The following is a 12,922-nucleotide window of genomic DNA, read 5'->3' on the forward strand; positions in this document are numbered from 1 at the left end:
AAATACCGTCCGAGCGGTTACTCCGCGGACTCCGCCGCCTCTTCGATGTCGGGACCGTCTTCCGAAGTATCACTGCCAGTTGTTGCTCCGTCTCCGTCGCCGCCGTCGGTTGCCCCACTGTCCGCAGTGGCAGGGCTGTCGTCGGCTGCTGCATCGGCCGCCGGATCGCTGCCGTCTGAATCGTTCCCTTCGTTCGCTGGCTCCGTAGTGTCAGTGTCAGCTTCGAGCGATTCGGCCATCTCCGCCATCGCCGCAGCGGATTCGTCCGGCCGGTCTAGCACGGTCTCGGTGTGCATCCGCATCTCCTCGCTGGTGCGAATCGTCCCGTCGACCGTCGCGTTCTCGTGGAGTTCGACAGTCGTCCCCGAGATGTCGCCCCAGATTTTCGCACCCGGGCCGACGCGGACGGTGCCGCTGCGGGTCGTTACGTCCCCTTTGATCTCCGTGCCCCGGCCGACCACGATATCGTCTTTCGCGCGGAGGCTCCCGAAGATGACCGTATCACGGCCGACTTCGAGTGACTTCGCGCGGATGTTGCCGTGGAGCCGGCAGTCGTCGCCGACCGTCGCCGGTGTCGAAACGCGCCAGGCGTCGTCCGAGACGCTCGCACCGCGTGGAATCAGAACCGGGTCGTGTTCGTCACTCCCGTCGTCTAACATCTCGTCGATCACCTCTTCAGCCGCGTCTTCCTCGCCGATGCGGAGGAGTTGCGAGAGGTAGACGAACAGGAAGACGATGGTCGGCATCGGGTTCCGGATGACGATCCAGCCGTTGGCTTCGAATCCGTTCTCGATGTCCACGTCGTCGCCAATATCCAGGTCGCCCGCGACACGGAGTTCGCCGCCGATATGTACCCGTTCGCCGATGTAGGCGTCCTCGCCGACCAGCACGTTGTCCGCGACGTCACACCACATATCGAGCCGACAGTCACCTTCGGCTTCGATGTGGCCGCCAAAGCGGACTCGCTCGTCGGCGATGACTGTCCGCCCGCGCACGCCGAACTCCACGGTCGACTGGCCGCCGACGATGACGTCACCGTCGGTCACCAGGTCGTGTTCCTCGACAGTCGTCCCGTCGGGAATGTCGAGTTCGGACAGCGGGTCGGAGCTGAGAGGCACGATTGCTATAGCGGTTTCGTTCATATTAAACCCTCATGACGTGCATGACGGGCGTCTGACGCTGGTCGGACGGGAACGGCATCGCCGCAGTTTCGCGCTGGTGGCACAGTCGGTGGCGCGGTATCGAACCTCGACGGTAGTGGAACGTGACAGCTGAACGGCCATAACGAACTAAGCCGCTGACACAGTGGCTCCGATATGTTACTCGAACGCCGTCACCTCTCTCTCGCACTCGTGGTGCTGCTGGCAGCATCCGCTGGCTGTAGCGGGCTGTTCGGCTCTGGAACGGGTACGGGCACACCTGATACACCGACCTCGGCCGACGCCAACGGCCCTGCACCCGGACCGTCCGGGCTCGACGCGGCGGCCATCGAACGCGGGCACTTCGAGACGCTGTCGAACTCGTCGTTCACCACGTCGCTGTCGTTCCAGCTTTCGACGGCCCGGGACGGCGAGAACCGGTCGGTGTTCATCAATCGGACGGTCGCAATCGACCGTGAGAGCGACAGGTCGCTGGCGCAGGGTGAACTAGTCCAGGCCAGCGGTGACACGCTGGTGACGACGACCTATACGGCCGACGGGACCACCGCCGAGCGTCGAGTCCTCGTCCGTGGTGACGAGGAGATGACGGACTACCGCGCCGCATCACCGCCGTACGACGGGCAAGTCCAGCCGGTCAACGAGAGTAGCGTCATCGACCGCTCGTTACTCCAGTCGCTCGGATCGGACATCAACTGGACCTACGCCGGGACGGAGACAGTCGACGGTGACAGCGTCTCGCGGTTCGAAGCGACCGGGAGCAACGTTACCGGCTTCACGGCCGACGACGCCGTCGCGACGAACGTCTCGGCCAACGAGACGACGGATTCGGCCAGTGCAACGGTTCTCGTTGACGAGGACGGCGTTGTCCGGTCGTTCCAGTACCGCGTGACGACCGAACGGGACGGCCGGCCGGTGACGGTGACGCTGTCGCTCTCCGTCTCGAAGGTCGACGACACCGCCGTCGCGGAACCAGCCTGGCTGTCAGAAGCAGAGAACTGACGAACGGCGGGAAAAACTACAGCGACTGCCCGGCGCTGAACTGCCTGGCGACCCACTGTGAACTGTCGAGCGCCTCGACGCCGTGCTGAAGACGCGACAGTCGATCACGTGTTTCCGCTTCGTCCAGTTCCAACGCCCGCTCGATGGCATCAGCAATCGCGTTGATGTCGTGTGGGCTGACCGTTAGCGCGCCGTCGAGATGGGTCGCCGCGCCGGCCAGTTCACTCAGCACGAGCGAACCGTCGCCGTCGACACAGGCTGCCGGGTACTCGTGGGCGACGAGGTTCATCCCGTCGCGATGGGGCGTCACGACCGCGACCTCTGCAGCCCGGTACAGCCCGGCGAGCGTCTCGTTGTCGAGGTTGGCTTCAGTGTAGACGATGGGCTGCCAGTCGTCGGTCCCGAAGCGGTCGTTGACGCGTTCGACGGCATCGAGGACGTCCGCACGGTACCGTCGGTAGGCGGCGATACCCTCTCGCGTTCGACTCGCCTTCTGCACGTACGTAAATTCGCCTCGCAGGTCTGGCCGCCGGTCCCAGAGGTGCCCCAGCGCCTCGATCCGCTCGGGGATACCCTTCGAGTAGTCGAGCCGCTCGACGCCGAGCGCTAGGCGGATGGACGCGTCCGAGCGACTGCCGCCCAGCACGGTCTCCCGGATACTGGCCACGTCAGCGGCCCGTGCTCGGTCCCGAACACCACCGACATCGATACCTAGCGGGTTCGCGACGACTCGTGTCCTGTCACCGCCGCGGATGACTGTGCCGCTGTCCGTGTCGATAGTCGACGCGGGAAACGCGCTCTCGACACAGTGCAGGAACTGCTCGGCGTACGCCGCCGTATGAAAGCCGATCACATCACAGGCCAGCAGTCCGTCGAGGAGCGCGTCGCTGTGGGGACAGTGCCGAAACACCGACGGCGCAGGCCAGGGGATGTGCCAGAACTGCAACAGCGTCGCATCTCTCCGCCGCTCCCGGACCAGTCTGGGCGCGAGCGCGAGATGATAGTCCTGGAACCAGACCGGTTGGCCCGCATCAGTGACCGCATTGACGGCCTCGGCGAACTGCTCGTTGACGGCGCGGTACTGTTCCCAGTAGGCTGGTTCGGCCCACATCCGACCTGTATCCTCGTGGCAGAGCGGCCAGAGCACCTGGTTAGCGTAGCCGTAGTAGTAGCCCTGTACCGCCGCGTCGGAGAGCGGGACGCGTTTCAGGTCGTACGCCGGGTCCGACGGCGGTACTTCGACGATGCCCTCGTCGGCGACAGCCATGTCAGCGTCGCCGCTGCCCCAGGCGACCCAGGTGCCACCCCGTGACTGCATCACCGGATCGAGTGCGCTCGTCAGCCCACCTGCCGCGGACTGGACCCGTATCTCGCCGTCGTCGTCCCGCTCGTGGCTATACGGTTCGCGGTTCGAGACGATCACCAGCGAGTCCGGAACGGCACCGTCTTGCGCGGTTACTGACACTCCCCGGCCCATTTGCCGCCCGTAAGGACTGCCCCATCTTGAGACTGTCGTGGGACGTTGGCGTAGCTACAGCGTGTAACCGGCCACCGCCGCCTGGGAGTCCTGTCATCTATGTCTGACGGTAAGAGAAAACTTATACCGGAGGCCTCGAAAGAAAGGGGTGAAAGCCGAAAGGGCACCCGGGTAGGGGTACACGGACGTGCCATTTCGGCTCAACTCGGTTTATCTGAACATAAATCCGATAGCGACAGCCACGCTGTGGGGCACTGGTGATGTGGCAGCCGTGTGACTGACTGGGTAAACAAGACAGAAGCACGTCCACTGCGTGGTGTCTAACAACAGATGGAATTTCACATCTGGGAACCAGTGTACGAGGCCATCCTCGACGACTTCGGCTACCCCCGTGATGGCGATGAACGCGCCCGTGACCGCTTTGTCGAATTGCTCGGTGACGACGGGACGTACGACCCGGCGAGTCTTGGACTCGACGGTGCAACGGTCGCCGTCGCCGGGGCCGGCCCGTCCCTCGAATCCGAGGCCAACCGGGCAGCCGACGCCGATGTGGTCTTCGCGGCGTCCACGGCTGCCGACCGCCTCCGGGCGGAAAGTGTGACCGTCGACTGTATGGTCACGGATCTGGACAAGAACGCCGACACCGGGCGGGAACTGACAGCTGCTGGGACACCGGTCGTCGCCCACGCTCACGGCGACAACATCCCGGCGCTGGAGACATACATCCCGACCTACGACAGCGAGTTCGTCGTGCCGACGACACAGGCGGCCCCCGCGCCACCGGTCCGCAGCTACGGCGGTTTCACCGACGGCGACCGCGCCGCGTTCCTCGCGGACCACTTTGGCGCTGGGTCTCTGGTGTTCCCCGGCTGGGACTTCGACGACCCGTCCGTGACTGCGGAAAAGCGCCGGAAACTCCGCTGGGCCGAACGCCTGCTCCACTGGCTGGAACAGCGCCGCGGCGAGCGCTTCGATGTGCTCGACGGCCGACGCGACGACATCGAGCCAGTGGCGACTGACTGAAAACGACGCCCCGACTCAGGGCGCTAACACATCGATGGTCGTGTCGATAGTGTCCGGTTCGGCAGCGCGGGGGAACGAGATGTTGATCGCGTCCACGCCATCGATATCCTCGAACTGTGCGATATGGTCGCGACATTCCTCGGGCGTACCGGCAACGGCAATGCTATCCAGTAGCTCGTCACTGATCGCGTCGACGGCGGCTTCTTTATCGCCCGACCCCCACTGCTCTGCGATCTCGTAGGCGGTGTCCTCGTACCCCTGGCGGGCCAGCGCGTCGCGGTAGAACGTCCCCATCCCGCCGATGTAGAACGCCACGTGCTGACGGGCCAGTTCCCGTGCCTGCTCCCGGTCGTCCATCGCACAGCACGTCAGCGACAGCGTCACCCGCTGGTCGGCCCGGTCGCGGTCACCGAGGTCTGCACCGTGCTCGAAGTCTTCTAATCGGTCCCGGAGGCCGTCGGCGGTCAGCATCAGCGCGTGCCAGCCGTCGGCGAAGCGACCGGCGAGTTCGACTGATTTCGGCCCGAGACCACCAGCGTCCACGGGCGGCGCGGGTTCGGGCGGTTCACAGCGCAGTCGGAACCCGGACAGCGAAAAGATGTCCCCGTCGTAGTCGACGGTCTCGCCGGAGAGCACCAGTTTCATGATGTCGACGGTCTCCCGTGTGTATTTGAGCGGATTCTCGAACTCACGGCCGTGCCAGCCCTCGATGACGATTGGCCCGGATGGTCCGACACCGGCGCGGAAGCGGCCGTCCGAGACTTCCTGTAGCGTCGCCGCGGTCTGGCCGAGCAGCGCCGGCGACCGCGAGTACACGTTCAGAATCGAGGAGCCGAGACCGACTGTCGACGTGTGCTCGGCGATGCTAGTCAGCGTCGTCACCGCGTCTCGTCCCCACGTCTCCGGGAGCCAGACTCGGTCGTAGCCACTGTCCTCGGCCTGCTGGCTCATCTCGACCAGCGTGTCGACCGACGGCTGTGCCGCGACCGGGAGATACACGTCTCGCGCTGTCATCTGTCACCCTCCACGCGTCGAGCAACGACCGGCCCTGTTCCTGCCGACTGGAACGTATGTGCCTGAGACATGGCTCGCAGTGCGGCCGCACGGGAGATAAAGCCACATGAGAGGGGGAGTGTCGCCCGTTGTCCGCGGTTTATTCACAGGATGGTACCGGCCCGATACTGTCTCAGCAGGGGGTACTAGCGACGCGACAACAGCCGAAATGTATATTATCTGTCCACAATTCTCGACGAGTGAACCCGTGAATCCATATGCCCTCCTCGGAGCCGCTATCGTGTCCGAACTGCTCGGGACAACGTCGCTGAAACTCTCGGAAGGGTTCTCACGCCCTCTACCCAGCCTTGGCGTCGTCGTCGGCTACGGTCTGGCCTTCTATCTGGTGTCGTTGACGCTCGAAGACCTCCCTATCGGCGTCGTCTACGGGACTTGGGCCGCGCTGGGAATCGTCGGTGTGGCTGCGATCGGGATTGTCGTGTTCGACGAGCCTATCGACCTCCCCGGTGCCGTCGGTATCTTGCTTATCATCATCGGCGTGTACTGTGTCAACGTCCTCTCGGAGATGGCTGCGCATTGAGCGGGAGCGGGTCACAACAGGCCAGGGTCCCCAGCGGGCCCGTACCAGACGGCTGCGCCTCCGACTCGGCGACCGGCTATATGAGGCACCCGGTTCTACGAGTGCTTATGCCGTTCGACCCGGACCGCGTCACGACGATTACGTTCGACTCGTACAGTACCATCGTCGATGTCGAGGCAGCCCAGAAAGCCCTCGCCGACCGGGTGGACGACCCCCGACCGGTGTCCCGACTCTGGCGCTCCCGCTCGCTGGCGTACACCTTCCTCGCCAACCAGATCGATGCCTACAAGCCGTTCTACGAGATGAACCGCGACGCCCTCCAGTACGCACTGGACGTCCACGGCATCGATATCACGACGGAAGAGCGCGACGAGATTCTTGCAGTCTACCACGAACTGGACGTGTTCGACGACGTTCGTGACGGGATGAATAAACTCTACGACGCCGGCTACGACCTCTATGTCGTCTCGAACGGCAACCCCGAGATGCTCGACTCCATGGTTGAGTTCGCCGGTATCGGCGGCTTGCTCGAAGACACTGTCAGTGCCGACGAGATTGGGACGTTCAAGCCGGCGGCCGAACTGTACCGCCACGCGGCGGAGCGAACAGCGACCGATATCGAGGAAATCGCCCACGTCACTGCGGGCTATTTCGACGTGTACGGGGCGATGCATGCCGGGATGCAGGGTATCTGGGTCAACCGCGATGACGGCCCGTGGGACTCGTTCGCCGGCGATCCGGACCGCACTATCGAGTCGTTCCACGACCTTCACGACGAACTGATGTGAGGAGCGAAAAAGACGTCTCGTAGTTCTGGTTCGGTGGGCTCGTCGAGAGAGTCAGGAAACGGCGTAGCAAGCGTCTCAGGGAAGACGGACTAGCTACTCAAAGCAGTCGCTCAAGCAGGCCACGGTCGCGGCGTTTCTCCGCCAGCAGGACCGAACACTCCACGTCGTCGATAATGTAAACACGGGAGATCTGGAGACGAGCCGACGAAGCAGGCCATCGTCCAATCAGACTGACAATTCGACTTGCTACCCGCGCATGAGATCCAACACTTCGTCGACGACATCGGTTTCGACGGCAAGAATATACTGCTCGTCAGGCTCCAGAACCGTATCCGCTCCTGCGAGTTCCGTTCGGTCGGCCGTCGAGATCAGCAGACTGCCGGACGGAAGCGCGATCTCATCAAGACGACGCCCTGCGACCGGGGCCGACGGGGCGACACTTACCTTGATGATATCGAGGTCAGCGGTCGGATAAACGAGCGTCCGGATGTCTTCACCGGTCAGTATATCAGCTGCATGGTCCCCGCCGAGATACTCGGGTAGCAGCGTCGCATCGACGACTTCGTCGTACTCGTGATCCGCCTCCGTCTCCGCTCTTGCGATGGTTCGAATCGAGGGCGCGTACTGTTGGGCCTCCATGCAGATGGCGAGGTTCGTGCCCGGTTCGTCAGTGAGAGCGGCGATAGCGTCGGCCTCGGCCAGGTCAGCTTGTTGCAGAATCGACGGTCGCGTGGCGTCCCCGTGGATCACCGGCCCGATATACGCATCTGACAGCGCCTCGACGCGCTCCTCGTCGGACTCGATCAGCAGTACGTCGTGGCCCTGATCGACGAGGTTCTCGGCGGTCTGTTTCCCGACGCGTCCGCCGCCGGCGATGATGAATCGCTTTGTCCGGGCCATTAGCGTACTGTTGAGAACGTGCCATCTTCAATGCCCCGACAGTTCCAGCCGACTGAGAACATGGTCGACCATACTGAGGGGCCAGTCGGCAGAAGCTTTTATCAAATCCCCTCACAGTTCTTACAATAGAAGAATTCACCCCGGTGCTCAAATGGACCGAACGGAGTACATACAGCGTACGATGGACGGCGTGCCAGTTACAAACAGGATGCATGAGTAAGAGCCAGACGCGGTCGCCCGAGGCTGAACTCGGGCTACTTGACGCGACGATGATCGGGATGGGTGCGATGATCGGGGCCGGTATTTTCGTGTTAACCGGGCTGGCCGCCGAAATCGCTGGGCCAGCCGCGATCCTCGTCTTCGCGCTGAACGGCGTCGTGACGGCGTTCACAGGCCTTTCCTACGCAGAACTTGCCGCCTCGATTCCGAAGAGCGGCGGTGGCTACGCGTTCGTGCGGGAGATATTCGACGACTTCGCCTCGTTCATCATGGGCTGGATGCTCTGGTTCGCCTACATGATCGCGGGAGCACTGTATGCGCTGGGCTTTGCGCCGAACTTTCTCGAACTGTTACACGTCTACGGCGTGGTCCCGGCACCAGATCAGGTCGGTGCCGTTGCAGTTCCGGTCATTGATGTAGCGCTCCCACCGGCGTTTTTGCTTGCGTTTATCGCAGTTCTTGGCCTCGTGGCGCTCAACGCGGTCTCGACGGCTGCTAGCGGTAGTGTCGAGACGATTTTCACCATGATCAAAGTCTCCATTCTGGTCGTGTTCGTCGCGTTCGGGCTCACGTCACCGATGTTTTCCGGGGCCGAATTCCAGCCGCTGTTTCCGGAGGGCGGTGGGGCGGCCGCCGTGTTGCCGGCGATGGGGCTCACCTTCATCGCCTTTGAGGGATACGACCTTATCACCACTGTCACGGAGGAAGTACAGAACCCACGGGAAAACATCCCGAAAGCGATTTTTATCAGCCTCGCCGTGACTGTCGTCGTCTACCTGGCAGTTGTAACAGTCGCCATCGGGACGCTCGGGGCCGAGGGGCTCGCCGACGCTGGCGAAGCTGGCATCGCCACGGCAGCGACGTCGTTCATGCCGACCGGGTTACCGATTATCCAGAACGGTGGAGCACTCATCGTCTTTGGCGCTGTGTTCTCGACGCTCACTGCCCTCAACGCTGTCGTCATCGCGTCGTCACGCGTCGCGTTCTCGATGGGACGCGAAGGGCAGTTACTCCCCTCGATTGGCCAGATACACCACCGCTACGGGACGCCGTTCGTTGCTATCCTCACCAGCGCCGTCGTGATGCTTGGCTCAGTTGCACTGCCGACACAGAGCGCCGGCAATATGTCGAGCCTGTTCTTCCTGCTCTCGTTCATTATCGTCAACGTCGCGGTCATCAGGCTCCGACGGGAGCGACCGAACATGAATCGGCCATACGAGATGCCGTTCTACCCGGCACCGCCGATAATCGGCATTGCACTCAATCTGATTCTGACGGGGGTATTGATAGAGTTCCTGCTCCGGACAGATCCACTGGCACTGGCACTCAGCGTCGCATGGATCTTGCTCGGCGCGGTCGTGTACTTCGCCCTCAAACGGATAAAGCAGCAATCAGACCGCGAGCAAGCGACTGCCGTCAGCGAAATAACACCCGAGGCTGAAGACTAACTCATGACAAGAACACTCGACATTATCATCGCAGGCGGCGGCCGCGTCGGTTTCCAGACAGCCGAGATACTTGCCGACCGCGGTCACGATGTGACGATTATCGAACGCGACGAGCGGATAGTTTCGGATATCGCCGATCAGTGGGTCGCGACGGTTATCCAGGGCGACGCGACGGACCCAGACATCATCGAACAGGCAGGTATCGAGCGAGCGGATGCAATTGCTGCGCTCACGGGTGAATCCGGGCTGAACCTTGCGGTCTGTTTAGCTGCTTCGGAGTTGACACCAGACATCCGAACGATCGCGCGTATCGACCGCACAGCCGGTGAGGCCTACACCCGATTTGTCGACGCGGTGGTCTTTCCCGAACGGGCCGGTGCGAGGGTGGCAGCAAACGAAATCCTGGGGAGCGATGTCGAGACGCTTGCCGACGTGACGGGCTCCCTCGATATCATGCTCGTCCGCGTCGCTGATGGCGCTCCGGCTGCCGGAAAAGCACTCACAGAGGTCCGATTTCCCGAGGGTGCCCTCGTTGTCTCCGACGATAACGGTGAGCGGATCGCCCGTGCCGACACGACCCTAACACCGGGGAGCCGCTACGTTATCGCCGTCGAACCTGATGTCGTCGATGAGGTCATGAATCTGATGCGCGGGTAGTGACCCGCAGTCAGCCCTGTTCCTTCGCTGAACTCTCCACGTGATTCACGCGGTCCCACACAGCCACTGTCTGTCGGGATTGCTACGCAGGGATGCGTGAAAATTAATCGCTGCAGTACGGACCAGCCGCGACGCCTACACCCGGCGTGACAGCGAGGTCCGTAGCTCGCCGGCAAGCTCCCGGTGCCCGTCCTCGGCGAGGCTGTCGGTGACGACTTTCAGTGCAGCCGCGGAGCCGCCGACGTAGAGGCTGCCGCTGTCTTTCTCGACTACTACCACGTCGGTCACCTCGGCGACGGCCCGAATGCTCGCGCGGGCGTCGTCGGTCAGGTCGCCGAGCAGGAACGTGAGCGTCGCGCCGTCGTCGGTGCCGCCGGCCACCGTCTCGCCGAGGGCCTGATGGCGCGCGACCTCACGCAGGGACACGTCGGTCAGTTCTGCCACGGTGGGGCCGGGGTCGGTCTCTGGTCGTGTCGTCCGTTCGTCGCCGAGCGCGTCGGCCACTTTGACCACATCGTGGGTTTCCTGTGTGTCGTGGGTTCGGATGATGTGTGCGCCGCGTTCGACTTCCATCGTCGCCGCGGCCAGTGACACGGCGAGCTGGTTCTCCGTCTCGGGCTGGTCGGCCAGATCGCCGAGGAAGTCCTCGCGGTTCGTCGCGGTTAGCATCGGCCGGTCGAAGGCGCGGAACTCTCGGAGCCGGCGGAACATCTCCCAGTTGTCCTCGAACTCCTTGCCGTCGTACCAGCCGCCGAAGGCCGGATCGATGATGGTCTTGTCCGTGAACCCGTCCCGCTGGAGCGCCTCGAAGATGTCGTCGATAGTTTTCAGCGCACCAGGGCGAGCCAGATCCGGCGGGCTGGCCATCTTGACGACCGGCATATCGTGGTCTTCGACGACACCTTTCATCTCTGGGTCGGCGAACCCACACACGTCGTTGATGAGGTCGAAACCGTAGCCGATGGCTTCTTCCGCCACTTCGGCGTAGCGAGTTTCGAGTGACAGCGGTACATCGGCGTCGAGTTCGTCGACGAGCGGGCCGACCTCTTCGAGCCGGTCTTTCTCCATCTCGACTGGCTTGGACTCGTACTTGGGGTTGGCCGACTGCAGGCCGACGTCGATGATGTCCGCACCGGCCGGGACGAGGTTCTCCTCGATAGCCTCGGCGGCTTCTGCGGGGTCCAGATACACGCTCGGCTTGTACCCGGAGTTCGAACTCATATTCAGCACGCTCATGACGCGTGTCGGGTGGCCATCACCCACCGGGAGGCCGTCGATTTCGACCGTTCGCATACCGCTCTCTGGGGACTGTGGATACAAAGGTCCCGCGACATCGGCGGATCGATAACGCAAAGCAACGTATCACTGACACAGAAACACAGATTTTTATATACAGTGTTGCATGATTTGTACGGGATGGGTGGGGAGTTAACGGTCTCATTCGATCTCGATTCGTTCGAGACTGTCACACAGCAGTTGATGGCTGCGGGGTCCGAACGTGAGATATGCGAGATCGCAATGTCGGGGGTTTCGTCCGTGTTCGACGTGCCACTCGGAGCGCTGTGGCTGTATGACAGTGACGCTTCGGAACTGCAGTTGGCGGCGTCGACGGAGCGGGCGGACGAGGTATTCGACTGGCCGGTTACCTACAGACCCGGTAACAGTCTCTCGTGGGAGGCGTTCGAGCAGGACGAAGTTTGGACGTACTCTAAACTCGACGACGAACAGCGCCAGTACAACGAGAACTCGCCTGTCAGCAGCGAGATCATCCTGCCGCTTGCCGAGTACGGCGTTATCAACATCGGCTCGCTTACTCCCGTTACGTTTGACGGCGAAACGGTTCGACTCGCCCGGATGTATGCGACGCACGTGCAGGCGGCACTGCAGAAAGCCGAGCGCGAGCACGACCTCCGCATCCAGCGCGACCGGATGGAACAGTTCATCGGCGTCGTCTCACACGATCTCAGAAACCCGCTCCACGTTGTCGAGGGGCGGCTCGAACTCGTGCGAGAGACCGGCGACCTGTCCCATCTCGAAGATGCGGAGGAAGGTGTGGCTCGCATGGAAGCGCTCATCGACGACCTGCTGACCCTCGCAAAGAAGGGGTATGCGGTCGAAGACCGAACCGCCATTTCGCTCGAGACCATTGTCGAACAGACATGGGAGATGGCCAGAACGGACGACGCGACGTTGCAGATCGAAGGGTCCGCCCCGGTGTTCGGTGACCAGAACCGCCTTAAACAGGTGTTCGAGAACCTCTTTCGGAACGCGGCGGACCACGCGGGCGACGACGTGACCGTCTGGGTCGGTCCGCTCGTCGACGACGGGACAGCCGAGATAGACAGTGAGGACGAGCGAGTCGAGGGCCGCGTGACCGGCTTCTACGTCGCTGACGACGGACCGGGTATCCCGTCCGACAAACTGAACGACGTTCTCTCGGTCGACGCCTTCTCAGGCAGTAACAACGGCCTGGGCCTGTCTATCGTTGCCCAGATCACTGACGCCCACGGCTGGGACATCTCGGTGACCGAAAGCAGGGCCGGCGGCGCACGATTCGAAGTGTCCGACGGGACAAAACCAGTCTCACCGTTTCACTCCTGGTAGCGCGGAGACGGCGACTGACAGCATCCGAACCGGGTGTCAGTGCTGTCCGTGGT

The 12,922-nt window shown here is 62.7% G+C and carries 12 protein-coding genes; 7 read left to right on the top strand and 5 right to left on the bottom strand.

The features are described from left to right. Positions 1–17 precede the first annotated feature (17 nt). Complete coding sequence (locus tag IEY38_RS06055) at positions 18–1,142, bottom strand: polymer-forming cytoskeletal protein (protein ID WP_188976206.1); 1,125 nt, start codon at positions 1,140–1,142, stop codon at positions 18–20. A gap of 174 nt (positions 1,143–1,316) precedes the next feature. On the opposite strand from IEY38_RS06055, the gene IEY38_RS06060 reads away from it, so the two are divergent. Further along, positions 1,317–2,159, top strand: coding sequence for a DUF7537 family lipoprotein (locus tag IEY38_RS06060; protein ID WP_188976208.1), 843 nt, complete (start codon positions 1,317–1,319; stop codon positions 2,157–2,159). 16 nt (positions 2,160–2,175) lie between these two features. Here the strand turns inward: IEY38_RS06060 and IEY38_RS06065 are convergent, their stop codons facing one another. Further along, positions 2,176–3,636 (bottom strand): alpha,alpha-trehalose-phosphate synthase (UDP-forming), encoded by a 1,461-nt coding sequence (locus tag IEY38_RS06065; RefSeq protein ID WP_188976210.1) that lies wholly within the window; start codon positions 3,634–3,636, stop codon positions 2,176–2,178. A gap of 330 nt (positions 3,637–3,966) precedes the next feature. Here IEY38_RS06065 and IEY38_RS06070 point away from each other — a divergent pair, with 330 nt between their 5' ends. Continuing rightward, positions 3,967–4,659, top strand: a complete 693-nt coding sequence (locus IEY38_RS06070; RefSeq protein ID WP_188976212.1) for a 6-hydroxymethylpterin diphosphokinase MptE-like protein — start codon at positions 3,967–3,969, stop codon at positions 4,657–4,659. 15 nt (positions 4,660–4,674) lie between these two features. Here the strand turns inward: IEY38_RS06070 and IEY38_RS06075 are convergent, their stop codons facing one another. Beyond that, positions 4,675–5,673 (bottom strand): TIGR04024 family LLM class F420-dependent oxidoreductase, encoded by a 999-nt coding sequence (locus IEY38_RS06075; protein ID WP_188976214.1) that lies wholly within the window; start codon positions 5,671–5,673, stop codon positions 4,675–4,677. A 247-nt stretch (positions 5,674–5,920) separates the two neighbouring features. On the opposite strand from IEY38_RS06075, the gene IEY38_RS06080 reads away from it, so the two are divergent. Then, positions 5,921–6,253: a DMT family transporter gene (locus IEY38_RS06080; RefSeq protein WP_188976216.1), complete on the top strand. Its 333-nt coding sequence runs from the start codon at positions 5,921–5,923 to the stop codon at positions 6,251–6,253. A gap of 107 nt (positions 6,254–6,360) precedes the next feature. Then, positions 6,361–7,041, top strand: a complete 681-nt coding sequence (locus IEY38_RS06085) for a haloacid dehalogenase type II (protein ID WP_188976218.1) — start codon at positions 6,361–6,363, stop codon at positions 7,039–7,041. 246 nt (positions 7,042–7,287) lie between these two features. Here the strand turns inward: IEY38_RS06085 and IEY38_RS06090 are convergent, their stop codons facing one another. After that, complete coding sequence (locus IEY38_RS06090) at positions 7,288–7,941, bottom strand: potassium channel family protein (protein ID WP_188976220.1); 654 nt, start codon at positions 7,939–7,941, stop codon at positions 7,288–7,290. A gap of 212 nt (positions 7,942–8,153) precedes the next feature. On the opposite strand from IEY38_RS06090, the gene IEY38_RS06095 reads away from it, so the two are divergent. Together IEY38_RS06095 and IEY38_RS06100 are read left to right on the top strand one after the other, a co-directional pair. Continuing rightward, the gene (locus IEY38_RS06095; protein WP_188976222.1) at positions 8,154–9,608 is read left to right on the top strand and encodes an APC family permease; all 1,455 of its coding nucleotides are present in this window, start codon (positions 8,154–8,156) and stop codon (positions 9,606–9,608) included. Positions 9,609–9,611: 3 nt separating this feature from the next. Beyond that, a complete protein-coding gene (locus IEY38_RS06100) occupies positions 9,612–10,265 on the top strand; it encodes a potassium channel family protein (protein ID WP_188976224.1) in 654 nt (217 codons plus the stop codon). 135 nt (positions 10,266–10,400) lie between these two features. On the opposite strand, the gene IEY38_RS06105 is transcribed toward IEY38_RS06100, so the two are convergent. Beyond that, positions 10,401–11,558 carry a dihydropteroate synthase gene (locus tag IEY38_RS06105; RefSeq protein ID WP_188976226.1) on the bottom strand — a complete coding sequence of 386 codons (1,158 nt, stop codon included), beginning with the start codon at positions 11,556–11,558 and terminating at the stop codon, positions 10,401–10,403. 123 nt (positions 11,559–11,681) lie between these two features. On the opposite strand from IEY38_RS06105, the gene IEY38_RS06110 reads away from it, so the two are divergent. Then, positions 11,682–12,869 (top strand): sensor histidine kinase, encoded by a 1,188-nt coding sequence (locus tag IEY38_RS06110; protein ID WP_188976228.1) that lies wholly within the window; start codon positions 11,682–11,684, stop codon positions 12,867–12,869. The last annotated feature ends 53 nt before the right edge of the window (positions 12,870–12,922 follow it).

Origin of the sequence: Haloarcula sebkhae, assembly GCF_014647415.1 — an archaeon.
In the GTDB taxonomy this organism is placed as follows: domain Archaea; phylum Halobacteriota; class Halobacteria; order Halobacteriales; family Haloarculaceae; genus Haloarcula; species Haloarcula sebkhae.

Coding starts and splice junctions, on each gene's coding strand:
- IEY38_RS06095 (WP_188976222.1), top strand. CDS start 8,154: ATGAGTAAGAGCCAGACGCGGTCGCCCGAGGCTGAACTCGGGCTACTT.
- IEY38_RS06105 (WP_188976226.1), bottom strand. CDS start 11,558: ATGCGAACGGTCGAAATCGACGGCCTCCCGGTGGGTGATGGCCACCCG.
- IEY38_RS06085 (WP_188976218.1), top strand. CDS start 6,361: ATGCCGTTCGACCCGGACCGCGTCACGACGATTACGTTCGACTCGTAC.
- IEY38_RS06110 (WP_188976228.1), top strand. CDS start 11,682: ATGGGTGGGGAGTTAACGGTCTCATTCGATCTCGATTCGTTCGAGACT.
- IEY38_RS06055 (WP_188976206.1), bottom strand. CDS start 1,142: ATGAACGAAACCGCTATAGCAATCGTGCCTCTCAGCTCCGACCCGCTG.
- IEY38_RS06100 (WP_188976224.1), top strand. CDS start 9,612: ATGACAAGAACACTCGACATTATCATCGCAGGCGGCGGCCGCGTCGGT.
- IEY38_RS06090 (WP_188976220.1), bottom strand. CDS start 7,941: ATGGCCCGGACAAAGCGATTCATCATCGCCGGCGGCGGACGCGTCGGG.
- IEY38_RS06075 (WP_188976214.1), bottom strand. CDS start 5,673: ATGACAGCGCGAGACGTGTATCTCCCGGTCGCGGCACAGCCGTCGGTC.
- IEY38_RS06060 (WP_188976208.1), top strand. CDS start 1,317: ATGTTACTCGAACGCCGTCACCTCTCTCTCGCACTCGTGGTGCTGCTG.
- IEY38_RS06065 (WP_188976210.1), bottom strand. CDS start 3,636: ATGGGCCGGGGAGTGTCAGTAACCGCGCAAGACGGTGCCGTTCCGGAC.
- IEY38_RS06070 (WP_188976212.1), top strand. CDS start 3,967: ATGGAATTTCACATCTGGGAACCAGTGTACGAGGCCATCCTCGACGAC.